Genomic DNA, 22,424 nt, shown 5'->3' on the forward strand with positions numbered 1-22,424 from the left:
TCCCTCTCTTACTTGTAGCGGATGGTTGGGTTGATCACGGTGTAGAGCAGGTCCACCACCAGGTTGATCAGGATGAATTCGAGCGAGAACAGCAGCACCTCGGCCTGGATCACCGGGTAGTCGCGCATCTCCACGGCATCGACCAGCAGGCGCCCGAGGCCCGGCCAGTTGAAGACCTTCTCCACCACGATCGAGCCGCCCAGCAGGAAGCCGAACTGCAGGCCCATCATGGTCACCACCGGGATCATGGCGTTGCGCAATGTGTGCTTGGCCACGACCACGGTTTCGCGCACGCCCTTGGCACGGGCGGTGCGCACGAAATCTTCCTGCAGCACCTCGACGAACGAGGCGCGCGTAAAACGCGCCATCACCGCCGCCACCGCGGCACCGAGCGTCAGCGACGGCAGGATGTAGTGCTTCCAGCTTTCGGCGCCGATCGACGGCAGCCAGCCCAGTTGCACGGAGAGCACTTCCATCAGCAGCATGCCCAGCGCAAAGGCGGGGAACGAGATGCCGGACACGGCCAGCGTCATGCCCAGGCGATCAGGCCAGCGGTTGCGCCAGACCGCCGAGCAGATGCCGATGACCATGCCGAACACGACGGCCCAGGCCATCGACGCGACGGTCAGCCACAGCGTCGGCATGAAGCGGTCGCCGATCTCTTCGCCGACCGGGCGCTTGGTGCGCAGCGAATGTCCGAACTCGCCGCGGACCGCGTTCGAGAAGAAGTGCACGAACTGCTGGGGCATGGGCTTGTCCAGCCCGAGGTCCTTGCGCACCAGTTCGACCGTGGCCTGGTCCGCCTCCGGGCCCGCCGCCAGCCGCGCCGGGTCACCGGGCAGCAGGTGGACGAACAGGAACACCAGCACCGCGACGATCAGCAGTGTGGGGATCACGCCCAGGCATCGTTTGAGGAAATAGTTCAGCATGACGCTTCAGAGGGAAAGGCCGCAGGCCAGCCCGCCCACGCCCCCGCGACGCGGGCAGGCGGCCACATTCGGCTTACTGCTTACTGCTTGATATCGATCTCGTCGAAATTGAACGAGCCGTCCGGCATTACATACGCGCCAGTGAGTCGCTTGCTGCGCGCGAACAGCACCTTCTCGGTCACCAGGAAGGCCCACGGCGCATCCTTCCAGATGCGTTCCTGCGCATCCTTGTACAGCTTCGCCTTCTCGCCGCGATCGGTCGTGCGCAGCGCGCCCGCGATGTCGGCATCGACCTGGTCGTTCTTGTAGTAGGCGGTGTTCAGCAGTTTCGGCGGCATCGACTCCGATGCCAGCAGCGGACGCAGCGCCCAGTCGGACTCGCCCGTCGACGACGACCAGCCCACGTAGTACATGCGCACGCCAGCTTCTTCCGGCTTCTGCACGCTCTCCACCTTCTCCACGCGCTGGCCCGCTTCGAGCGCCTGCACGCTGGCCTTGATGCCGACCTGCTGCAGCTGCTGCTGCACGAACTGGATCACCTTCTGCGCGGTGGTGTGGTTGTAGGCCGACCACAACGTGGTCTCGAAGCCGTTCGGGTAGCCGGCCTCCTTCAGCAGCGCGCGTGCCTTGGCCGGGTCATACGGCCACGGACCCAGCTTCTCGGCGAAATCCACGCCAGGCGGCACCACGCCCTCGGCCGGCACGGCGTAGCCGGCGAAGGCCACCTTGGCCAGCGCATCCTTGTTGATGGCGTAGTTGATGGCCTGGCGCACCTTGGGGTCGTTGAACGGCTTGACCATGGTGTTCAGCGACACGTAGCGCTGGATGATCGACGGCGCCGCGATCAGGTCCGCCTTCGGGCTGTTCTTGAGCACTGCCGCCTGCTCGAACGGAATGCTGAAGGCGAAGTCGGCCTCGCCGGTCTGCATCACGGCCGCGCGCGTATTGTTGTCCACCACCGGCTTCCACGTGATCGTGTCGATCTTCGGGTAGCCCGTCTTCCAGTAACCCGCAAACTTCTTGCCCTTCAGGTGGTCGGGCTGCTTCCATTCCACGAACTCGAACGGGCCGGTGCCGACCGGATGGAAGGCAACGTCCTTGCCGTACTTCTGCAGTGCGGCCGGAGAGATCATGACGGCCGACGGATGGGACAGCACGTTGATGAAGGGCGAGAACGGCTCCTTCAGCGTGATCTTCACGGTATTGCTGTCCACCACGTCGGTCTTCGCCACGCGGTTGAACAGCGTGTAGCGCTTGAGCTTGTTGGCCGGGTTGGTCACGCGGTCCAGGTTGGCCTTGACCGCGGCGGCGTCGAACGTGGTGCCGTCGTGGAACTTGACCCCCTTCTTCAGCTTGATGGTGTAGGTGAGGCCGTCCTTGCTGACGTCATAGCTCTCGGCCAGCACGTTGACCAGCTTCATGTCCTTGTCCAGGCCAAACAGCCCCTGGTAGAAGCTCTTGGACACGGCCTGCGAGAGCGTGTCGTTCGAGTCGTACGGGTCCAGCGAGGTGAACGTGGAAGCGACAGCCATTACCGCGTCCTTGGCGGCAAAGGCAGGACCGGCCGCCAGTGCGCCCATCGCGCCAACCGCGAGCAGCCCGGCCAGCAGCCTGGGCGAAACCATCCGTGCAGACATCTCGATTCTCCTTGGATCAACCTTAGTTTCAGTAGGCGCCGCCGATGGCGTGCCGGGCAACAAAATGGCCGCTCTCCCCGCTGCCGGCAACGGCCACCAGCGGCTGCACCACTGGCTCGTCGCCGACCGCGCGGATCGGGCTGGGGATTTCATCGGAAAGCGGCTCGCGCCGCAGGTGACGGCGCGCCGGATCGGCAATCGGCACGGCGGCCATCAGCTTCTTCGTGTACGGGTGCTGCGGGTTCTCGAAGATCGCGCGGCGCGGGCCGATCTCGACGATCTGGCCCAGGTACATCACCGCCACGCGATGGCTCACGCGCTCCACCACCGCCATGTCGTGCGAGATGAACAGGAAGGCGATGCCCAGCTCGCGCTGCAGGTCCAGCATCAGGTTGACGATCTGGGCCTGGATCGAGACATCGAGCGCGGACACCGATTCGTCCGCCACTACCACCTTCGGGTTCAGCGCCAGTGCGCGCGCAATGCAGATGCGCTGGCGCTGGCCACCGGAAAACTCGTGCGGATAGCGCGCGGCATGCGAAGCATCCAGCCCCACTTTCTCCAGCAGCCAGGCAACACGCTGCTCGGCCTCCTTGCCGCTGGCCACCTTGTGCACCAGCAGCGGCTCCATGATCGAATAGCCGACCGGCACGCGCGGATCGAGCGAGGCGAACGGATCCTGGAAAATGAACTGGATATTGCGCCGCAGGTGCTGCAGCGCGGCACCTTCCATGCGGCTGATGTCATGCCCGCCGAACTCGATGGTGCCGCTCTGGCTTTCGACCAGCCGCAGCAGCGAACGTCCGGTGGTCGACTTGCCGCAACCCGATTCGCCGACCAGCGCCAGCGTCTCGCCCGGGTAGAGATCGAAGCTGACCTTCTCCACCGCGTGGACGCGCCGCGCGACGCGGCCGAACAGGCCGCCCGGCACGTCGAAGCGCGTCACCAGGTCGCGCACGCGCAGGATCGGCGTGGCTTCGGCGGACACGGTGTCCTGCGGCGCCGCGGGCTCAGGAGCCGAATCGCCAAGCTGCAGCAGCGGGAACTTGGCCGGCAGGTCGGTGCCCTGCATGGCGCCAAGCCGCGGCACGGCCGACAGCAGCGCGCGCGTATAGGGATGGGCCGGGGCGCGGAACACTTCGTCCGAGCCGCCCTCTTCGACCTTTTCGCCACGGTACATCACCAGCACGCGGTCGGCCACTTCAGCCACCACGCCCATATCGTGCGTGATGAACACCACGCCCATGTGCATTTCCGCCTGCAGGCCGCGGATCAGTTGCAGGATCTCGGCCTGGATGGTCACATCCAGCGCGGTGGTCGGCTCATCGGCAATCAGCAGTGCCGGCTTGCACGACAGCGCCATGGCGATCATCACGCGCTGGCGCATGCCACCGGACAACTGGTGCGGGAAGCGGTCCAGGACGCGCTTCGCTTCCGGAATGCGCACCAGTTCCAGCATGCGCAGCGCCTCGGCACGGGCGGCTGAGCGGCCCTTGCCCTGGTGTAGCCGGATCGATTCCGCGATCTGCTCGCCCACCGGGAACACCGGGTTGAGCGAAGTCATCGGCTCCTGGAAGATCATGGCCACGTCGGCGCCGCGCACGCTGCGCAGCGTTGCGTTGTCGGTCCGCGCCAGGTCGATGACGTTGCCGCCGCGCCGGCGCAGCGCCATGCTGCCCGACACGATCTTGCCGCCGCCATGCTCCACCAGCCGCATCAGCGCCAGCGAGGTCACCGACTTGCCGGAGCCGGATTCGCCGACGACGGCGAGCGTCTCGCCACGATCCACGTGGAAGGACAGGTTGCGCACGGCTTCGACGGTGCGTTCCGACGTGGCAAAGCGCACGGTCAGGCCGTCCACGGACACCACGCGCTGCGGCGGCAGCACAATGCTTGAATGAGTAGAGAGTTCAGCCACGGGCACCCCTTGGATTGCTGCGGGAATTGCTGAAAGCGAACGGCTCGCGTCAGCCGTAGATCGACACGGTCACAGGGCCGCTGGCACGCGCAAAGCCACGGTACATGCCCTCGGTGTTGAACGGCAGCGTGATGTTGCCGAAGCGGTCCACCGCGATCAGCCCACCGCGGCCGCCGATGGCGGGCAGCTTTTCCATGACCACACGGCGCGCGGATTCTTCAAGCGACAGTCCGGCATAGCGCATCTGCGCCGAGACATCGTGCGCGGCGACGGTGCGGATGAACATTTCGCCGGTGCCCGTGGCCGAGATCGCGGCCACGTCATCGGCGTAGCAGCCCGCGCCGACCACCGGCGTATCGCCCACGCGGCCGACCTGCTTGTTGGTGACACCGCCCGTGGACGTTGCGGCGGCCAGGTTGCCGAAGCTGTCGCAGGCCACGGCGCCGACCGTGCCGAACTTGCTGTCCGGATCGATCGGGTCCGGCTTGCCGGCAAGTTCGCGCGCGGCCAGCGCGGCAGCGTCATGATCAAGCAGCGCCATGCCCTGCACGGCGCGGGCGCGTTCCCATTGCTCGTAGCGGGCCTGCGTATAGTAGTAATCGCGCGACACCAGTTCAAGCCCGTGGGCCTGCGCAAAGGCTTCGGCGCCCTCTCCCGCGAACAGCACGTGCTCGCTGTGATCCATCACCGCGCGCGCGGCCAGCACCGGATTGCGCAGCCGCGTCACGCAGGCCACCGCGCCGGCATTGAGCGTCGCGCCATCCATCACCGCGGCATCGAGTTCGTACGTTCCGGCGTGCGTCAGCACCGCACCCTTGCCGGCATTGAACAGCGGGCACTCTTCGAGCAGGCGCACCGCTTCGGTGACGGCGTCGATGGCCCTGCCGCCGTCGGCCAGCACACGCTGGCCGGCCAGCAACACCTGTTCCAGCGCCTCGATATATTCGCGTTCGCGCGCGGTATCCATGGCGGCACGCGTAATGGTGCCGGCGCCGCCGTGGATGGCAATGATTGCTTGAGTCATGGAGAACTACGCTTTCGGATGCTTGAATGAGTTGCGGCGGACGGCGCCCGGCTTGCTTTCGCCGTCGGCTTGCGCCACGGGTTGCCCCGGCTGCGTGCCGGCCGCGTTGCCAGCATTGCCGGCATTGGCGCCGTACAGCCAGGGCAGGAGGAATTCGGTCATCTCGGCGGCGGCCTTGACCGGGCGCTCGGCCCGGTGCGCCACGGCGCCACACAGCGCTTCGATCAGCGCCAGGACGTTGGCGTCGGAGTTGGCGGACAGCCGGTTGGCGGCCTGCGCGTAAAGCGCGATATCGGCGATCGGCGCCAGCGGCGAGGTCGGGCCGTCGGTCAATGCCAGCACACGCGCGCCGCGCGCCTTGGCGCGCTGGGCCAGCACCACGGTGTCGGACACATAACGCGGAAAGGCAATGGCGATCACCAGGTCGGCGGGGCTCAGCTTGAACAACTGGCGCGCCGCGTGCGACGCGCCGCCGGCAGCGGCCACCGAGGTCACCATGCGGCAGTGCATCTCCAGCCCGTGCTGCAGCAGGCCCGACAGGAAGCCGCTGGCACCGAAGCCGGCAATGTAGACGCGCTCTGCCGCGAGAATGGCGGATACCGCTCGCTCGCAGGCGTCCGCATCCAGCGCGCGGCGCGTGGCTTCCAGGTTCGCGGCGGCATTGTCCAGCGAAGCGGCGAAGGCTTCCGCGGCCGTCGCCGGCCGCTCCAGCTCCGAACGCAGGCGCTCCACTGGCGCCAGCGTCGCCTCGAAACCGCGCACCAGCTCGGCACGGAACTGCGGATAGCCGTCAAACCCGAGCGCGCGCGCAAAGCGGTTGGCGGTTGCCACCGACACCTGTACCGCGGCCGCGAATTCGTCAATGCGCATGGTCGCAGCGCGGAACGGATTGGCCAGCACGTACTCGGCCATGCGCTGGTGCGCGGGGGTGAGCGCTGGCAGGCTGCGTGCAATGCGTTCGGAAATCGAGGTGCCGTCCGACATGGATGTGAAATACGGGCCGCGGTAAAGACCAGGCATCGGCCGCTATGGCTGCAATGAAAATGAATTTACACGCAGACGCCAAACAAGAAAACAAAGATTTCATTGTTCGAGGGTAATCCCTAGGACTCCCTGCATTTCGCGCGGGCAGCCTCGAGCGGAAACGCTACAATGCCGCCCAGCGCCGCATCCCGGGCTCCTGCCAGCTTTCGCGCCGGTTTCCGCCGTTTGCCTCCGCTTATCTCCGTTTACCCCGACGTTTCTGCCTTCCTCGTGATCCGAATCGACCAGCTTGTCCTCCAGCGCGGCACCAAGGTGCTGTTCGACCACACCAGCGTGACGCTCAACCCGGGCGAGCGCGTGGGCCTCGTCGGCGCCAATGGCAGCGGCAAGTCCACCCTGTTCGCGATGCTGCGCGGGGAATTGCATCCGGACGGCGGCGATGTGGCCGTCCCGGCGCAGTGGCGCATCGCGCACGTGGCGCAGGAGACGCCGGCGGTGGCGCGCAGCGCCGTGGACTATGTGATCGACGGCGACACGCGCCTGCGCGAGATCGAAGCCGCCATCGCCGAAGCCCAGGCCGTCGGCGACGGCAGCGCCGAGGCCGAGGCCCACGCCGGCTTTGCCGATGCCGACGGCTACACCGCCCCGGCCCGCGCCGAGGCCCTGTTGCTGGGCCTGGGCTTCACGCTCGCCCAGGTATCGCAGCCCGTGTCGTCATTCTCGGGCGGCTGGCGCATGCGCCTGAACCTGGCCCAGGCGCTGATGTGCCCGTCCGACCTGCTGCTGCTCGACGAACCGACCAACCACCTGGACCTGGACGCCATCGTCTGGCTCGAAGACTGGCTGGCGCGCTACCCCGGCACGCTGGTCATGATTTCGCACGACCGCGAATTCCTGGACGCGATCTGCAATGTCACGGTCCACATCGAGAACCAGCAGTTGCGCCGCTACGGCGGCAACTACACGCTGTTCGAGACCCTGCGCCTGCAGCAGATGGCGCAGCAGCAGTCGGCCTATGTCCGCCAGCAGAAGGAAATCGCGCACCTGGAATCGTTCATCACGCGCTTCAAGGCCAAGGCGACCAAGGCCCGCCAGGCGCAGAGCCGTGTCAAGGCGCTCGAGAAGATGGAGCGGCTGGCGCCGGTCCACGTCGCGGCCGGCTTCGCGTTCGAGTTCCGCGAACCTGACGCCGCCCCCAACCCGATGATGGTGCTGGACGGCGTCGACTGCGGCTATGCCGAGGCCGATCCGCCGGTGACGATCCTGCACAAGCTGGCGCTGTCGATCCAGAACGGCCAGCGCATCGGCCTGCTCGGCGCCAACGGCCAGGGCAAGTCGACACTGGTCAAGACGCTGGCGGGTACGCAGGATCCGCTCACTGGCACGCTGCGCCTGGGCAAGGGGCTGCAGATCGGTTACTTCGCCCAGCACCAGCTCGAAACGCTGCGCGACCACGACTCGCCGCTGCAGCACCTGGCCCGGCTGGCGCCGGATACGCGCGAACAGGAGCTGCGCGACTTCCTCGGCAGCTTCAACTTCCGCGGCGACATGGCGACCTCGCCGATCGAGCCGTTCTCGGGCGGCGAGAAAGCCCGGCTGGCGCTTTCACTGATCGTCTGGCAAAAGCCGAACCTGCTGCTGCTCGACGAACCGACCAACCACCTGGATCTCGACACGCGCGAGGCGCTGACCATGGCGCTCGCGCAGTTCGAGGGCACCCTGATCCTGGTCTCGCACGACCGCCACCTGCTGCGCGCCACGGCCGACCAGTTCATGCTGGTCGCCGACGGCACCATCCGGCCATTCGACGGCGACCTCGACGACTACCGCGACTGGCTGCTGCAGCAGGCCGCGGCCAAGCGCAACGCGGCCGCGGCCGCGCACCAGGCGGAATCGGGCGGTGCCGCGGCCGCCGTCAACCGCAAGGACCAGCGCCGCGCCGAAGCGGACGAGCGCCAGCGCCTCGCGCAACTGCGCAAGCCGCTTACCAAGGAGCTGGAAAAGGTGGAAAAGCGCATGGCGGTACTGCAGCCGGCCAAGGCCGAGATCGACCAGTTCCTGGCCGACGAGACCAGCTATGCCGAGGCCAACAAGTCGAAGCTGATGGAAATGCTCAAGCGCCAGGGCGAGGTCAATGGCGAGCTGGAAACGCTGGAAGAGAAGTGGCTGGAACTGCAGGAGCAGATCGAGCAGATTGTGTAAAGGGGTTCGCCCCCTGCCACTCGCAAAGAAAAACCGGCGCCTTGTGCGCCGGTTTTTTGCTTTCCCTCAGCGGAAATTCTTCTCCCGCCGGATCAGCCCCACCGCCAGCGTCAGCGTCAGGATGAACAGCCAGATCAGTGACCAGGCCGGCACCGAAAGGCCCAGCACCGGCGGCAGCGGCGCCGTGCACAGGCCATCCGAATAAAACACCTGCGGCAGCACCTTGGCGGTCGGCAAGGCATTGACCCAGTTCTCGAGCGGATCGATGCCGCAGCTCGCCTTGGGGTTCAGCAGCAGCGACACGTGATACACGGCCACGGCAATGCCGCCGACGCCGGACAGCATGCCCAGCCCCTGCCACAGCGAGCGCGTGTTCTGCGCAATGGCCGCGAGCAGCGAGAACAGGCCGATGCCGATAAAGGCGAACCGCTGCATGATGCACAGCGGGCAAGGCTGGTAGCCCTTCTCGAACTGCAGGTACAGCGCAAAGCCGACCAGCCCGAATGAGATGATGGCGATCAGCAGGAAATAGGCGCGGGAATTGGCTTGCATAAACGGGCTTGCATCAACGATGAACGGATCGGGATCTCTGTTGCCAGGTTGCCGGCGCGGCGGCGCAACGGCTGTTGGTCGGCATTATTACCGATTTTGCGAAATGTCCCCGGCCGCGCCCCAGGGAAACGCCGGCTGACGCCCTGTGGCGGATTGCCGCAGGCGGCCCTCAGGCTGAGCCGGGACGGCAAATCCCCGCCTCCCAGTCGGCCCGCGGCAGCCGGTAAAGTCGATGGAGCCGCAGCGGATGGCCCACCGGCAGCGCCGGGTGTTCGAACGCCAGCGCATCCTCATGCATGCCCAAACGCTCCATTACCGCGCGCGAGCGCTGGTTGGCCAGCGCGGTGAACGAAACGATCTCTTCCAGCCCGAGCTGCCCGAACCCCACCATCAGCGCCGAGCGGGCCGCCTCGGTGGCGAAGCCCTGCCCCCACGCATCGCGGGCCAGACGCCAGCCGATCTCCACGCAGGGCGAGAACGGCAAGGCCGCCGCCGGCACATTGAGCCCGACAAAGCCGATGAACGCGCCATCCGCCTTGCGCTCGCAAGCCCAGAAGCCCCACCCGAGCGTGTCGATCTTCCGACGGCAGCGCGCCGCCAGGGCGTCGCTCTCCGCCCGGCCCAGCGGCGCGGGAAAGTAGCGCATCACCTCGGCATCGGCATTCAGCGCGGCAAACGGCACATAGTCGGCGTCGCGCCACTGGCGCAGGCGCAGTCGCGCGGTTTCGGTTTCGATCAGGCCAGCCATCGGTCAGTCGAGATGACGTACGCGATCGATCGCCTGTTCGATGCGCTCGACCGCGATCACCTCGAGCCCGTCGATCTTCTGCTTCGGCGCGTTGGCCTTGGGGATCACGGCGAGCGTGAAGCCGAGCTTGGCGGCTTCCTTCAGCCGTTCCTGGCCGCGCGGGCTGGGACGGATCTCGCCGGCCAGCCCCACCTCGCCGAACACTACCAGGCCGCGCGGGAGCGGCTTGTTGCGCATCGACGAGTGGATCGACAGCAGCACGGCCAGGTCGGCCGCGGGCTCGGTAATCTTTACGCCGCCCACGGCATTCAGGAACACGTCCTGGTCAAAGCAGGCAATGCCCGCATGCCGGTGCAGCACCGCCAGCAGCATGGCCAGCCGGTTCTGTTCAAGGCCCACGGCCAGGCGGCGCGGGTTGGGCACGTTGGCGGTATCGACCAGGGCCTGCACTTCCACGAGCAGCGGGCGCGTGCCTTCCTGCGTCACCAGCACGCAGGAGCCCGGCACCGTCTCTTCATGCTGCGACAGGAACAGCGCCGACGGGTTGCTGATGCCGCGCAGGCCACGCTCCGTCATGGCGAACACACCCAGTTCATTGACTGCGCCGAAACGGTTCTTGAACGCACGGATCAACCGGTGCGAGGAATGCGTATCGCCTTCGAAATACAGCACCGTGTCGACGATGTGCTCCAGCACGCGCGGACCGGCGAGGTTGCCCTCCTTGGTCACGTGGCCGACCAGGATGATGGTGGTGCCGCTGCTCTTGGCAATGCGTGTCAGTTGCGCCGCGCATTCCCGCACCTGCGCGACCGAGCCCGGCGCCGAGGTCAGCGCTTCGGAGTAAAGCGTCTGGATCGAGTCGATCACGGCCACCTCGGGCTTCTCCGCCTCCAGCGTGGCCTGGATCTTCTCCAGCTGGATTTCGGCCAGCAAGCCGAGCGTCGGGCTTTCCACGCCCAGGCGCTGCGCACGCAGCGCGATCTGGGCGCCGGATTCTTCGCCGCTCACATAGAGCACGCGGCGCTGCCCGGCCAGGTTGGCGAGCGCCTGCAGCAGCAACGTCGACTTGCCGATGCCCGGATCGCCGCCGATCAGCACCACCCCGCCCGCGACCAGCCCGCCGCCGAGCACGCGGTCGAACTCTTCAATGCCGCTGGAAAAGCGCGGCACGTCCGCGGCATCGATCTCGGAGAGCTTTTGCACCGTTGCCGATGCCGCCAGCGGCTGGAAGCGCTTGGCCGCACCGCCGCTTTCCGCCACGGTCTCGACCAGCGTGTTCCATTGCTGGCAGTGCGGGCACTGGCCGGCCCAGCGCGGCACGGTGCCACCGCATTCGGTACAGGTGTAGACGGTCTTGGTCTTGGCCAACGGGAGATCCTTGAGGGTAGGTACACCGCAAACGCCACGGCCGGCCACCTTGGGGTGGCCGGCCGTCTGTGCGGTTCAATCAGGCAGCGATCAGGCCAGCAGCGGCGAGGCGCTGTCCGGCGCGGTGATCGTCGCCACGGTGGCCGGCACGCGCGGCGCCAGCGCGCACATCAGCTCATAGCCGACCGTGCCGCTGGCCTGGGCGACATCGTCGATCGGCAGGCCCTGGCCCCACAGCGTGACCGGGCTGCCAATCCTGGCTTTCGGGCATGGCCCCAGGTCGACGCACAGCATGTCCATGGAAACGCGGCCCAGCAGTTCGGTGCGCACGCCATCGACCAGCACCGGCGCGCGGTTCTCTCCCCAGCCGGTGGCGTGGCGCGGATAGCCGTCCGCGTAGCCGCAGGCGACTACGCCGATGCGCATCGGCCGGTCGGCGGTGAACATGGAGCCATAGCCGACCGTATCGCCCGGTTGCAGGTCCTGCACGGCAATCAGCTCGCTATGCAGCGACATGGCAGGCTGCAGGCCGACTCCGGCAATGTCGGCCTCGCGCCCGGTGGGCGAGGCCCCATACAGGATGATGCCGGGCCGCACCCAGGCCCGGTGCGCCTCCGGGTGCCACAGCACCGCCGCCGAGTTCGACAGGCTGGCCTCGCCCGGCAGGTTCGCGGTGGCGGCGTCGAAGGCCGCCACCTGGTGGGCGATGCCGCGGGGACTGTCGGCATCCGAGAAATGGGTCATATGGACGATGCTGCCCACACACGGCATGGCGCGCGCGCGTTCCCACGCGGTGCGGTACTGCGCGGGCTGGAAGCCGAGGCGGTTCATACCGGTGTTGAGCTTGAGCTGGATTGCCAGCGGGCCTTTCGGCCGTGCACTCTCCAGCATGCGAAGCTGCTCGTCGCAATGAATCGCGGTGGTGAGGCGGTATTGCTCCAGCAGCGGCACATCCTGTGGCTGGAAAAAACCTTCCAGCAGCAGGATCGGCCCCTGCCAGCCGAGGTCGCGCAACTGCACGGCCTCATTCAGGTCCAGCAGGCCGAAACCATCGGCCGCGCGCAGGCCGGCAAAGACACGGCGCAGTCCGTGGCCATAGGCATTGGCCTTGACCACGGCCCACACGCGAGAACCGGGCGCGTGACGGCGGACGACCTCCAGGTTGTTGGCAATGGCGGGTTGGTGGATGACGGCGTGGATCGGTCTTGGCATGAAATGACATCTCGCAAGGCATGCATCGCTGCCTCTGGAAGAACCTTTCAGACGCCGCGGTGTGAGTCGGGCGCCATGTCCTGCATAGGCATGCACCAGATCAGGGAAGACCCGGTATTCGGCCAGCGATGCGCAGACGTTATTTGAACACATTCGCGACCCCTGACCAGGAAATCCCCGGGAATCGCAGCGCGTTCCCGCTGTCAAACTGGCGCCTTTGCGGATTCGGGATTGTCGTGTTTTCGTGATATAAAGCCGGACGCTCAGGCCATGTTCTAAACGCGAAGCAATATGTCAATGACGGTCAGGCAAGCAGCGCGGCGCTCACGCGCGGCGCATGCGACACAATTCGACGCGGCCGCAGCCGAGGGTCCCTTGCAACAATCCATGGCCGCGCCGGTGGGCGTAGCCCTTCCCAGAGCGCACGAAGAACGCGCTGGAGACAAAGTCGAAAGCATGAAGAAGGGTTTTTACACCATCATGGCCGCGCAGTTTTTTTCGTCGCTGGCCGACAACGCGCTGCTGATCGCCGCCATTGCCCTTCTTACCGAGTTGCATTCCCCGCAGTGGATGACCCCGCTGCTCAAGCTGTTCTTCGTTCTCTCCTACGTCGTCCTGGCAGCTTTCGTCGGCGCGTTCGCCGACTCCATGCCCAAGGGGCGGGTGATGCTCATCACCAACGCCATCAAGATCGCCGGCTGCGCCATCATGATGTTCGGGCTGCACCCCCTGCTGGCCTATGGCATCGTGGGCTTTGGCGCGGCCGCGTACTCGCCGGCCAAATACGGCATCCTGACCGAGCTGCTGCCCCCCGAAAAGCTGGTGATGGCCAACGGCTGGATCGAAGGGCTGACGGTGGGCTCGATCATCCTGGGCACCGTGGTGGGCGGCGCGCTGATCTCGGTGCATATTTCCCAGATCCTGCTGCGCTTTGACCTGCCCTATATCGACACTGGCATCAATACGCCGGCCGAGGCCGCGATGGTAGTGATCATGCTGTTCTACGTGATCGCCGCCGTCTTCAACCTGTTCATTCCCGATACCGGCGCCCGCTACCCGCAACAGGAAAAGAACCCGATCAAGCTGATCGCGGAGTTCGGCGACTGCTTTGTCGCGCTGTGGCGCGACAAGCTCGGCCAGATCTCGCTGGCCGTGACCACGCTGTTCTGGGGCGTGGGCGCCACGCTGCAGTTCATCGTGCTGAAGTGGGCGGAAAAATCGCTAGGGCTGAACCTGTCGCAGGGCGCCCTGCTGCAGGCCGTGGTCGCGGTGGGCGTGGCCGTCGGCGCCATCATGGCGGCGGCACGCATTCCGTTGCGCAAGTCGCTGTCGGTACTGCCTTTCGGCGTTGCCATGGGCGCCACCGTGATGCTGATGGCCTTCTACACCAAGGACGCGATGCCGCAGGTCACGGTGGACGCGCTGGGCCTGCACATGCCGCTGTACATGGCCATCGCCTACGTCTTCCTGATGCTGGTCGGTGCCATGTCCGGCTATTTCGTCGTGCCGATGAACGCGCTGCTGCAGCACCGCGGCCACGTGCTGCTCTCGGCCGGCCACTCCATCGCCGTGCAGAACTTCAATGAGAACGTTTCCGTGCTGCTGATGCTCTGCCTGTACGCACTGCTGATCAAGCTGAACGTGCCGATTGGCATCGTGATCGTTGCCCTGGGGCTGTTCATCTGCATCACGATGGCGCTGGTCATGAAGGTGCACAAGTACAACGTTCGCATCTTCAACTCGCTCGCCATGATCGGCGAGGACAAGCACCACTGAGCGCAGGCTCCGCCACGGAGCCGGTCCGATCGGTCGCCCGCATCAACAAAAATGGTTCTTCGCGGGATTGCGGGGAGTGGGTAAGGATGGGTTTTCGGGCTTGGCAGGCAGCCAGGCACACTTTGAAGCCCATCCCCGTACGACACCCTCAGCACACTACGATCAATATTCGCCCGCTAGGGCAAGTAAACGCGCTTTTTGGTTACTTTTTGTCGCTCGGACAAGAAGTGACTCGCCGGCCACGCCGGCGAAACAGCAGCGCCCGCCAAGCAAGACAACCCCATCATTCCCCATTCCCGGCAATCCGCCAAAGAACCCGAAAAAAAAGCCAGCGCAGCAAGATGCTGCGCCGGCCTGCGGGACTAGCGCCTGCCGGCGGCGCCGCGCCTGAGCCTAGTCGACCGTGGCACCTGTATCCCTGACGACCTTGCCGAGCCGCGTGGTCTCGCTGCGGATCAAGGCGCCGAACGCCTCCGGCGTGCCGCCGACAACCGGGGTGCCAATCGCCTCCCAGCGCTTGCGGAACTCCGGATCCTTGAAGGCAGCGTTGATCGCGCCATTGAGCTTCAGCACGATGTCGCGCGGCGTTGCGGCCGGTACGGCAATGCCATGCCAGGCAACGAATTCAAACCCCGGCAGGCCCGATTCCGCCAGCGTCGGCACATCGGGCAAAACCGGCGAGCGGACCTTGGTCGTCACGGCGAGCGGACGAAGCTTGCCCGCCTTGATGTAGGTCAGCGAGCTCGCCATGATGTCGAACATGACCGGGACCTGGCCGCCCAGCACGTCATTCAGCGCGGGCCCCGCTCCCTTGTAGGCGATGTGCTGCATCTTCGTGCCCTCGGCGGTATTGAACAGCTCGCCCGCCAGGTGCTGGGGCGTGCCGTTGCCAGCCGATGCAAAGCTGTAGTCGCCGGGCTTGCTGCGAACCGAAGCGATAAAGGACTTAACGTCCTTCACCGGACTGTCTGGATGGACCTCCAGCACCAGCGGGAACGCGGATATCTGAACGACCGGAGCGAGGTCTTTCTGAGGATCGTACGGCAGGTGCTTGTACAGGGTCGGGTTCACCGCCATCGGCCCGCTGGCGGCAAGCAGGATTGTGTAGCCATCGGGAGCCGCCTTGGCCACCGCATCGGTTCCGATATTGCCGCCCGCGCCGGCCCGGTTCTCCACGACGACGGTCGCACCAAGCCGGGTCTGCAGGCTCGCCTGCAACAGGCGCGCCATCAGGTCGGTCGGGCCACCGGGCGGATAGGGCACGACGAAGCGAATCGGTTTGGACGGGTACGCATCCGCCGCCCTGGCATTTGCCGACAGGCCGACCACCAGGCCCAGGCAGGCCAACCCCACTGTTCTCATCTTCATGAAAGTCTCTCTCCGACTTCGTGATCCGGTCTTGTGGCCGTGCTGCGGGTCTGATGCCCGCATGCGCCACGGCGCCAAGGGGCGCCGGCCGAGTATAAAGAGCGCTAACCCATTCGAGAATGCGGATTTTTTGATGGATTGATCTGTGCACCGGATTACTGCTGACAGGCCGAAACACGCGGCAAGGTAACCAGCGCCGCCGAGACCTTGCCGGGTCGGCTACGATGGCTCGCCGTGGCCGGCCGCGGGCTTTGCGGCGCGCGCCAGGGCGCGCTCGGACCATCCGGCCGGCACCACGAACCCGCGCGAGCGTTCACGCCACCAGCCCGGCGCATGCGCGCCGGCCGGTTCCATCTCGCACAGCATGATCGGCGATTCGCGGCGCCAGCCGTGGTCAGGGTGGGGATCGGCAAAGCGCTCGGCCAGCGCCTCCCGCAGGGAGTCCGCCGCTTCGGTCTCGGCCTCTTCCAGCAGCGCGCCGGACAACCAGCCCGAGCGCGACAACCGGCACCAGCGCGTGCCGGCTGCCTGGCCGGCGCGCGCAAACCAGTCATCAAGCGTGGACCACCAGCCGTGCAGGTGGTTGCCGGCAATGCCCAGACGCTCCAGGCCCTGCGGCACCAGGCCGTCGCGATAGAACAGCCACCCGAGCAGATAGACTTCACTGCGATCGACCGCGCCGCCCAGCAAACCCAGCGCCTCCGCGGTGCGCGCCAGCGGCAGTTGCCGGCGCACGATGTGGTCGAGCTTGTCGCCAAGCCGGTCCACGAGATTTGGCCCGACAAACCCGCGCAGCCCCAGCGGCGCCGTGTCGGCCGCGTCGACCATCAGGTAGAACTTGGTAGCCATTTCCCAATGCACGACCTCACCGCTGCCCTGGTCCCGCCAGACGAAGTCGAGTTCCCCGAGGGTCTGGATGCCGTGCCCGTGGGCACGCCTGACCGGTACGTTCGCGGCCAGTAATTCCAGCCCCTGCGCGTGGCGCAGCGCGAAATGCAGCAGGCGCTCGGCATGGCGCCCCAGCCGCAGGCTGCGTGCGCGGCCGGGCTCTTCGGGCAAGGCGTCGGTCATGCCGCTGGCGAGTTCGGCAACGGTAGCGGGCAAGCCGGCGGGATCGGCCTGGTCGAGCCAGTGCTCCCAGGCGGCCAGGGTGCCCGCAGGCCAGCGGGCCAGGCGCGCGCCGCCGGGGTCGCCGGCGTCGGGCAGGCCCTGAAGCAACGGCGGCGACAACGTACACCAGGCCAGGTCGCGCGTGCGCGGCGACAGCGCCTGTCGCCACAGCGGCAGCACCGGCGCGTGCACGCCGTTGCCGCCGTGGCTCAGCGAACGGTCAGGCCTGAGCTCCCGCACGGTCGTGTACCTCGCGGGCCAGGCACAGGTCTTCCCACGCGCGTGCCTTGTCGGTCAGCGTGCGCAGCAGGTAGGCGGGATGGTAGGTGACCACCACGGGAATCCCCTCGTAGCTGTGCACGGTGCCGCGCAGCTTGCCGATCGGCGTGGCGGTGCGCAACAGCGACTGCGCGGCAAAGCGGCCAAGCACGACGATCACCCGGGGCCGCACCAGCGCGATCTGCCGCTTCAGGAACGGCTCGCACTGCGCCACCTCGGCCGGCTCCGGATTGCGGTTGCCAGGCGGACGGCACTTGAGCACATTGGCGATAAACACGTTGCGGCCGCGTGCGAGCCCCAGCGACCCCAGCATGTTGTCCAGCAGCTTGCCTGCCTGGCCGACGAACGGCTCGCCTTGCAGGTCTTCGTTCTCGCCGGGCGCTTCGCCAACCAGCATCCATTCCGCCTCGCGGTCGCCGACCCCGAACACGGTATTGGTACGCGTCTCGCACAGTCCGCAGGCCGTGCATGCCGCCACGGCAGCATCGAGGGCGGGCCACCCCATGGTGGCGATGGCAGCTTCGCGGTCCGGGACGGAAGCCGTGCGCGCAGGCTCAGCAATGGAAGGCGAAGGCGCCGGTTCTTCAAGCTCAGGCACCAAAGCCACGGCGACGAGCGCCTGCGCTTCGGCGGCCTCCGGCGCGAGCACGGATTCGGCTATCGCCTTGGACTCGGCCAGCACGACAGCCGGGCGATCCGGTTCCGCAGCGGCATCCTGCGGCGCGCCCATCGGCTTGCGCGGCACCCACTCCGTGGGAATGCCAAGCACTTCCAGGAACTGTGCGCGGCGGCTCATGCTGCGTCCTCCCCACCGGCCCAGGTCCGGCGCAGCACCAGCGCGTCTTCGCGAGCGTTGCCGGACACCGGGTAGTAGCCCTTGCGCCGGCCGATCTCGACAAAGCCTGCCTCGAGGTAGAGCGCCAGCGCCCCGGTATTGGAAGGCCGCACTTCCAGCAACATCGTATGCAGGTGATGGGTGTGCGATGTGGCCAGCGCCACCGCCAGCATCAGCCGGCCCAAACCCTGCCGTTGCCGGCGCGGCTCCACGGTGATGTTGAGCAGGTGCATTTCGTCGACCACCGGCATCAATACGGCGTACGCCACGAGCGCACCGGTTGGATCGCGCAAGGTCAGGCCCATGTGGCCGACCTTGATGGAATTCTCGAAATTGCCGCGCGTCCACGGATGGCTGTAGGCACGCGCCTCGATCTCGGCCACCGCGTGCAGGTCGAGCGCGCTCATGCGCGCGAGCGCCCAGCCATTGGCGAGCGCGGGCATGACGGGAACGTCCGGCCAGGCCGGGGCCTTGATCGGGTCCGGGCGGTAAGACACGCTCACGATGCGCTCCTCGCGCCCGCCAGCGCGGCGGCCTTGGCGGCGGCGGCCGCCTCGCGCTCCTCGATGGTCTGGGCGACCTTGTCGCGCAGGTAGATCGGCATGGCAAGCGCGGCATCGATGGCCTCGCCGCGCGCCAGTGCGCGCAGGGCGATGGCCACCATCGGCTGCGCGTGCGGCATGGCCTCGGGCAGCACGCGCGCGGCGCGCGCCAGGCCGGCCAGCCGCTCGCCGAATACCGTCGCGGCATTGCCGGCGATCCAGAAGTCGCCAGCCGGGATGGCCACGGTTTCCGGCGGGCCAACCTGCATCGGCGTTTCGACCGCCCATTCGCGCGCGGCGGCGTCCCAGCGGAAGGCCGCAGAATAGGCTTCGTCCATGCGTGCGTCCAGCGCGACCAGCACGGATGCGCCGGGCGGCAGCGCCGACGTGGCGCCGCGTGCGCTTTCCGCGCAGACCATCAGCGTATTGACCGGAATGACCGGAAGCCCGGCACCGAAGGCCAGCCCCTGGGCCACGCCGCAAGCGGTGCGCAGGCCCGTGAACGAGCCCGGGCCGGCCCCGAAGGCGATGGCCGCGCAATCGGCCAGCGCAATGCCAGCCTCGGCCAGCAGTTCGCCCACCGCGGGCAGCACGCGCGCGGACGAGCGCGCGCCGGTATGTTCATGGCGAGACCATGACTCGACCGCGCCATCCGCCGTGGCACGGCCCAGAGCAACAGAACACCACTCGGTGGAAGTTTCGACAGCAAGAATCCAGGACATGGCGCGATTGTAGCCGGTGGCGCCCCAAACCGAGTCCCTCCTCGGTTTTTTGACGGGCCTGCGTGCCGGTTTGAGGACTATCATCGGGCGATTCTTTTCCCCGAATCCCATTGGAGACCCCATGAGTGACCTGCAAGCCCGCTTCGAACAGGCCCAGATCGACGTCAAGCAGCTCAGCGAGCGCCCCAGCAACATGACGCTGCTGCGCCTGTATGCGCTGTTCAAGCAAGGCAGCGAAGGCGACGCCCACGGCGACAAGCCGGGCATGACCGATTTCGTCGGCCGCTACAAGTTCGAGGCATGGGAAGCCCTCAAGGGCACCGCCAGGGACGCCGCCATGGAAAACTACATTGCCCTCGTGGAAGAGCTGCGCAGCGGCGCCACCCACTGAACGCTGCGGGCCCCGCCCGCCTCAGCTGACCGGCACCGGCTTTGGCCGGATGCGCCAGGAGGCCACGATGGCCGTGGCGATCACCACGCCCACGGCCAGGAACGTCTCATCGAAGGCGCCGATGCGCGCAGCCTGTGCCAACGCATCGCCGCCCTGCCCCAGCGCCACGCCGTGCTGGTTCAGCCGCCACTGCAGGCCGACACCGGCCAGGCTGACGCCGATTGCCCCGCCGAGCTGGCGCAGGAAGTTGATGCAGCTCGACCCCTGCGCGATCAGCGAGAAATCCACGCCGCGCATCGAACCCAGCGTGAGCGATGGCAGGATGCACCCAAGGCCAATGCGCCCGAGCACCGCCAGCGCCACCAGCAGCAGATACGGTGTGGATGGCGAGCCCGTGGCCATCAGCAGGAACGACAGCGCCAGCAACCCCAGTCCGAATGACACCTGGTAATGCGGCGACACGCGGTGCGTCAGGCGTCCCGCCAGCGCAATCGTCAGCGCCAGCGCGACGCCGGCCGGCAGCAGCACCAGGCCCGCGCGCGACGGCGTGTAGTTCAGCGCCATCTGCATGTACACGGGCAACAGGTAGGTCGAGCCGAACAGGCCAGCGCCATAGATAAATGCCACCACCGCGCCCGCCGAGAACTGCCGGTAGCTGTAAAGCCGCATGTCCATCAGCGGATCGGCCGCGCGCAGCTGCCACATGACGAACGCCACGACCAGAACCACGCCCAGGCCAGCCAGCATCAGGCCGGCGACGACGCTTTCGCGCATTTCCACCAGTCCGTTCAGCATGCAGACCGTCGCGATGCCGGCCAGCGCCAGGCCGCGCCAGTCCAGCGGCTTGCGCTCGCCCATCATGACCGAATCGACGGCCATGAAGCGCCGCGCCATGGCCGCGCCCAGCAGCGTCAGCGGCACCACGACGAAGAAGATGGAACGCCAGCCAAAGGCCTCCACGAGGAAACCGCCCAGGCTTGGCCCGAGCGCCGGCGCCAGCACCACGCCGAAGCCGAACAGGCTCATGGCCTTGCCCTGCTCGCGCTCGTCGAATACCCGCAGCACAAGGATGCTGGGCAGCGGCTGCATGATACCCGCCGCAACGCCCTCGGCCACGCGCATGGCGATCATGACGCCGTAGGTCGGCGACAGCCCGCCCACCAGCCCGCCCACGCCCAGCAGCGCCAGCGCGCCCAGGAAGGTGCGCCGCAGGCCGTAGCGGTTGAGCAGCCATGGCGTCAGCAGCATCGCCAGCGTCATCGCGATCATGAAGCTGGCCGCGACCCACTGGGCGCGTTCCTGGCCGAGCACGAAATGCCGGCTCAGGTCCGGAATGGCAACGTTGATGATGGTGGACGAGACGATGGACGACATCGTCCCCAGCATCAGCGTCAACAGCACCAGCCAGCGTAGCCGGTCGCCGTAACGCGTGCGCAGCATCGCCCGGGTCGGCCCACCCGACCCGCCGCCGGAGCTGTCCGGCGTGTGCGGGGCCCGGCTCACCCCAGGCGCCCCGTGTCGGCGATTTCGCGGATTTTTCGGACGGTGTCGATGTCAGCCTCGTGATAGGCGGACTTGACGATTTCGGCATAGCGGTCGTCGCCGCTGGCGTCGACGGCCGGCATGGTCGTGTCGTAGACAAAGCGCAGCAGCAGCGCGCCGGGCGCGGGCGTCTCGATCACCATCGTCAGCGTGCCGCCGGCGTGTTCCGCCGTGGCGGCAGTCTCGTAGCGGACCTGCCGGCGCGGCTCGAACACCACGCGGTCATGGATGGCCGCGGCGCCGAAATGCAGCACGCGGTCGATCCAGCCTTCGCCGCGGCCAACGACTTCGGCCCGGTCCAGGCCAAGCACGAACAGTTCGGGCGACTCGGCGCGCAGGACCAGCCCCTGCCAGAGCTGGTCAGGCGTGAGCGGATCCAGTTGAGGATTGCCTGGATCGTTGATCTCTACCAAGTGCTCGAAACGCAACTTCTTTCTCCCTGTTTGGTTGTAATCGATATTATGAAGTGTCTTGCCTGTTCGTCAGTACCATTTCACTGCGCGGCGCAGCATCTGCGCCACGCCCGTCCGGAGCCACTGCATGCCACTCGCCGCCCTGCCCGAAGCCGGTCCGCTGCAAGTCCTGGTATATGCCGATTCGCTTTCATGGGGCATCGTTCCCGGCACGCGCCAGCGCCTGCCGTTCCCGATACGCTGGCCGGGGCGGCTTGAACTCGGGCTGAACGCCGATGGCGGCGCCCCGGTCCGCATCATCGAGGATTGCCTGAACGGCAGGCGCACGGTCTGGGACGACCCGTTCAAGCCGGGGCGCAACGGCCTGCAAGGGCTCGCGCAGCGCATCGAGATCGATTCCCCGCTCGCGCTCGTGGTCTTGATGCTGGGCAACAACGATTTCCAGTCGATGCACCCGCACAACGCCTGGCATGCCGCGCAGGGCATCGGCGCACTGGTCAACGCCATCCGCCTGGCGCCGATCGAGCCTGGGATGCCGGTGCCGCCGGTGCTGGTCGTCGTGCCGCCGCCGATCCGCACGCCACGCGGCCCGCTCGCGCCCAAGTTCGCGGGCGGCGAGCACAAATGGCTGGGCTTGCCTGGGGCGGTGCGCGAGGTGTGCGACACCCTCGCATGCCCTGTGTTCGATGCCGGCACGGTGATCCAGAGCAGCGCCGTCGATGGCGTCCACCTCGACGCCGACGCGCACCTGGCGCTCGGCGACGCGTTGCAGCCCGTGGTGCGCGGACTCCTCGCCCGGTGACATCTACTGACAGGAGCTGTCAGGAGCGCGGGCGCACAATGCGCGGGTTTTCCCCCCGAAGCTGCCAGGA

Annotated in this window: 20 protein-coding genes; 4 read left to right on the forward strand and 16 right to left on the reverse strand. The window is 67.0% G+C overall.

The annotated features are described in order from the left end of the window. Positions 1–8: 8 nt before the first annotated feature. The 5 genes from gsiC to AC3FNH_RS02445 all read right to left on the reverse strand — a co-directional run bounded on the left by gsiC (position 9) and on the right by AC3FNH_RS02445 (position 6,492). The gene (gene gsiC / locus AC3FNH_RS02425; RefSeq protein WP_488718967.1) at positions 9–929 is read right to left on the reverse strand and encodes a glutathione ABC transporter permease GsiC; all 921 of its coding nucleotides are present in this window, start codon (positions 927–929) and stop codon (positions 9–11) included. 80 nt (positions 930–1,009) lie between these two features. Further along, positions 1,010–2,566, reverse strand: a complete 1,557-nt coding sequence (gene gsiB, locus AC3FNH_RS02430; protein ID WP_488718968.1) for a glutathione ABC transporter substrate-binding protein GsiB — start codon at positions 2,564–2,566, stop codon at positions 1,010–1,012. A gap of 28 nt (positions 2,567–2,594) precedes the next feature. Continuing rightward, positions 2,595–4,484, reverse strand: a complete 1,890-nt coding sequence (locus tag AC3FNH_RS02435; RefSeq protein ID WP_488718969.1) for a dipeptide ABC transporter ATP-binding protein — start codon at positions 4,482–4,484, stop codon at positions 2,595–2,597. Between the two features lie 49 nt (positions 4,485–4,533). Next, positions 4,534–5,508: an isoaspartyl peptidase/L-asparaginase family protein gene (locus AC3FNH_RS02440; RefSeq protein WP_488718970.1), complete on the reverse strand. Its 975-nt coding sequence runs from the start codon at positions 5,506–5,508 to the stop codon at positions 4,534–4,536. A gap of 6 nt (positions 5,509–5,514) precedes the next feature. Then, positions 5,515–6,492, reverse strand: coding sequence for a MurR/RpiR family transcriptional regulator (locus AC3FNH_RS02445; protein ID WP_276100699.1), 978 nt, complete (start codon positions 6,490–6,492; stop codon positions 5,515–5,517). 270 nt (positions 6,493–6,762) lie between these two features. On the opposite strand from AC3FNH_RS02445, the gene AC3FNH_RS02450 reads away from it, so the two are divergent. Further along, entirely contained in the window at positions 6,763–8,694 is a 1,932-nt protein-coding gene (locus AC3FNH_RS02450) for an ATP-binding cassette domain-containing protein (protein ID WP_488718971.1), read from the forward strand. A 66-nt stretch (positions 8,695–8,760) separates the two neighbouring features. Here AC3FNH_RS02450 and AC3FNH_RS02455 read toward each other — a convergent pair whose 3' ends face one another. The 4 genes from AC3FNH_RS02455 to alr form a co-directional block, all read right to left on the reverse strand. Next, entirely contained in the window at positions 8,761–9,246 is a 486-nt protein-coding gene (locus tag AC3FNH_RS02455; protein WP_276100240.1) for a disulfide bond formation protein B, read from the reverse strand. Positions 9,247–9,415: 169 nt separating this feature from the next. Next, positions 9,416–9,994, reverse strand: a complete 579-nt coding sequence (locus AC3FNH_RS02460; protein WP_488718972.1) for a GNAT family N-acetyltransferase — start codon at positions 9,992–9,994, stop codon at positions 9,416–9,418. Between the two features lie 3 nt (positions 9,995–9,997). Next, a complete protein-coding gene (radA, locus tag AC3FNH_RS02465; protein WP_276100238.1) occupies positions 9,998–11,362 on the reverse strand; it encodes a DNA repair protein RadA in 1,365 nt (454 codons plus the stop codon). A gap of 90 nt (positions 11,363–11,452) precedes the next feature. After that, the gene (alr, locus tag AC3FNH_RS02470; RefSeq protein WP_488718973.1) at positions 11,453–12,574 is read right to left on the reverse strand and encodes an alanine racemase; all 1,122 of its coding nucleotides are present in this window, start codon (positions 12,572–12,574) and stop codon (positions 11,453–11,455) included. 456 nt (positions 12,575–13,030) lie between these two features. Between alr and lplT the strand changes: the two genes are divergently transcribed. Beyond that, positions 13,031–14,350, forward strand: a complete 1,320-nt coding sequence (gene lplT / locus AC3FNH_RS02475; protein WP_276100236.1) for a lysophospholipid transporter LplT — start codon at positions 13,031–13,033, stop codon at positions 14,348–14,350. Between the two features lie 393 nt (positions 14,351–14,743). On the opposite strand, the gene AC3FNH_RS02480 is transcribed toward lplT, so the two are convergent. The 5 genes from AC3FNH_RS02480 to tsaB form a co-directional block, all read right to left on the reverse strand. Continuing rightward, a complete protein-coding gene (locus AC3FNH_RS02480) occupies positions 14,744–15,718 on the reverse strand; it encodes a Bug family tripartite tricarboxylate transporter substrate binding protein (protein WP_488718974.1) in 975 nt (324 codons plus the stop codon). A 219-nt stretch (positions 15,719–15,937) separates the two neighbouring features. Next, the gene (locus tag AC3FNH_RS02485) at positions 15,938–17,068 is read right to left on the reverse strand and encodes a DUF1853 family protein (RefSeq protein WP_276100235.1); all 1,131 of its coding nucleotides are present in this window, start codon (positions 17,066–17,068) and stop codon (positions 15,938–15,940) included. Then, positions 17,049–17,903 (reverse strand): uracil-DNA glycosylase, encoded by an 855-nt coding sequence (locus tag AC3FNH_RS02490; RefSeq protein ID WP_488718975.1) that lies wholly within the window; start codon positions 17,901–17,903, stop codon positions 17,049–17,051. The genes AC3FNH_RS02485 and AC3FNH_RS02490 overlap by 20 nt, the downstream gene beginning before the upstream one ends. After that, positions 17,900–18,385 (reverse strand): ribosomal protein S18-alanine N-acetyltransferase, encoded by a 486-nt coding sequence (gene rimI / locus AC3FNH_RS02495; RefSeq protein ID WP_276100696.1) that lies wholly within the window; start codon positions 18,383–18,385, stop codon positions 17,900–17,902. Before rimI ends, AC3FNH_RS02490 begins: the two co-directional genes overlap by 4 nt. Before the next feature lie 56 nt (positions 18,386–18,441). Further along, complete coding sequence (tsaB, locus tag AC3FNH_RS02500) at positions 18,442–19,206, reverse strand: tRNA (adenosine(37)-N6)-threonylcarbamoyltransferase complex dimerization subunit type 1 TsaB (protein ID WP_488718976.1); 765 nt, start codon at positions 19,204–19,206, stop codon at positions 18,442–18,444. Between the two features lie 121 nt (positions 19,207–19,327). Between tsaB and AC3FNH_RS02505 the strand changes: the two genes are divergently transcribed. Then, complete coding sequence (locus AC3FNH_RS02505; RefSeq protein ID WP_276100232.1) at positions 19,328–19,597, forward strand: acyl-CoA-binding protein; 270 nt, start codon at positions 19,328–19,330, stop codon at positions 19,595–19,597. Between the two features lie 21 nt (positions 19,598–19,618). Here the strand turns inward: AC3FNH_RS02505 and AC3FNH_RS02510 are convergent, their stop codons facing one another. Next, positions 19,619–21,100 (reverse strand): DHA2 family efflux MFS transporter permease subunit, encoded by a 1,482-nt coding sequence (locus AC3FNH_RS02510; protein ID WP_488718977.1) that lies wholly within the window; start codon positions 21,098–21,100, stop codon positions 19,619–19,621. Next, positions 21,097–21,567 (reverse strand): SRPBCC family protein, encoded by a 471-nt coding sequence (locus AC3FNH_RS02515; protein ID WP_276100230.1) that lies wholly within the window; start codon positions 21,565–21,567, stop codon positions 21,097–21,099. Before AC3FNH_RS02515 ends, AC3FNH_RS02510 begins: the two co-directional genes overlap by 4 nt. A 112-nt stretch (positions 21,568–21,679) precedes the next feature. Here AC3FNH_RS02515 and AC3FNH_RS02520 point away from each other — a divergent pair, with 112 nt between their 5' ends. Continuing rightward, the gene (locus AC3FNH_RS02520; protein WP_488718978.1) at positions 21,680–22,354 is read left to right on the forward strand and encodes an SGNH/GDSL hydrolase family protein; all 675 of its coding nucleotides are present in this window, start codon (positions 21,680–21,682) and stop codon (positions 22,352–22,354) included. The last annotated feature ends 70 nt before the right edge of the window (positions 22,355–22,424 follow it).

It is taken from the genome of Cupriavidus sp. 22TCCZM01-5, assembly GCF_057798915.1.

Excerpts from the sequence above, each read along its gene's own strand:
- AC3FNH_RS02460 (WP_488718972.1), bottom strand. The coding sequence starts at position 9,994 with ATGGCTGGCCTGATCGAAACCGAAACCGCGCGACTGCGCCTGCGCCAG.
- AC3FNH_RS02440 (WP_488718970.1), bottom strand. The coding sequence starts at position 5,508 with ATGACTCAAGCAATCATTGCCATCCACGGCGGCGCCGGCACCATTACG.
- AC3FNH_RS02520 (WP_488718978.1), top strand. The coding sequence starts at position 21,680 with ATGCCACTCGCCGCCCTGCCCGAAGCCGGTCCGCTGCAAGTCCTGGTA.
- gsiC (WP_488718967.1), bottom strand. The coding sequence starts at position 929 with ATGCTGAACTATTTCCTCAAACGATGCCTGGGCGTGATCCCCACACTG.
- AC3FNH_RS02445 (WP_276100699.1), bottom strand. The coding sequence starts at position 6,492 with ATGTCGGACGGCACCTCGATTTCCGAACGCATTGCACGCAGCCTGCCA.
- lplT (WP_276100236.1), top strand. The coding sequence starts at position 13,031 with ATGAAGAAGGGTTTTTACACCATCATGGCCGCGCAGTTTTTTTCGTCG.
- AC3FNH_RS02455 (WP_276100240.1), bottom strand. The coding sequence starts at position 9,246 with ATGCAAGCCAATTCCCGCGCCTATTTCCTGCTGATCGCCATCATCTCA.
- alr (WP_488718973.1), bottom strand. The coding sequence starts at position 12,574 with ATGCCAAGACCGATCCACGCCGTCATCCACCAACCCGCCATTGCCAAC.
- gsiB (WP_488718968.1), bottom strand. The coding sequence starts at position 2,566 with ATGTCTGCACGGATGGTTTCGCCCAGGCTGCTGGCCGGGCTGCTCGCG.
- tsaB (WP_488718976.1), bottom strand. The coding sequence starts at position 19,206 with ATGTCCTGGATTCTTGCTGTCGAAACTTCCACCGAGTGGTGTTCTGTT.
- AC3FNH_RS02490 (WP_488718975.1), bottom strand. The coding sequence starts at position 17,903 with ATGAGCCGCCGCGCACAGTTCCTGGAAGTGCTTGGCATTCCCACGGAG.
- rimI (WP_276100696.1), bottom strand. The coding sequence starts at position 18,385 with ATGCCCGCGCTCGCCAATGGCTGGGCGCTCGCGCGCATGAGCGCGCTC.
- AC3FNH_RS02480 (WP_488718974.1), bottom strand. The coding sequence starts at position 15,718 with ATGAAGATGAGAACAGTGGGGTTGGCCTGCCTGGGCCTGGTGGTCGGC.
- AC3FNH_RS02505 (WP_276100232.1), top strand. The coding sequence starts at position 19,328 with ATGAGTGACCTGCAAGCCCGCTTCGAACAGGCCCAGATCGACGTCAAG.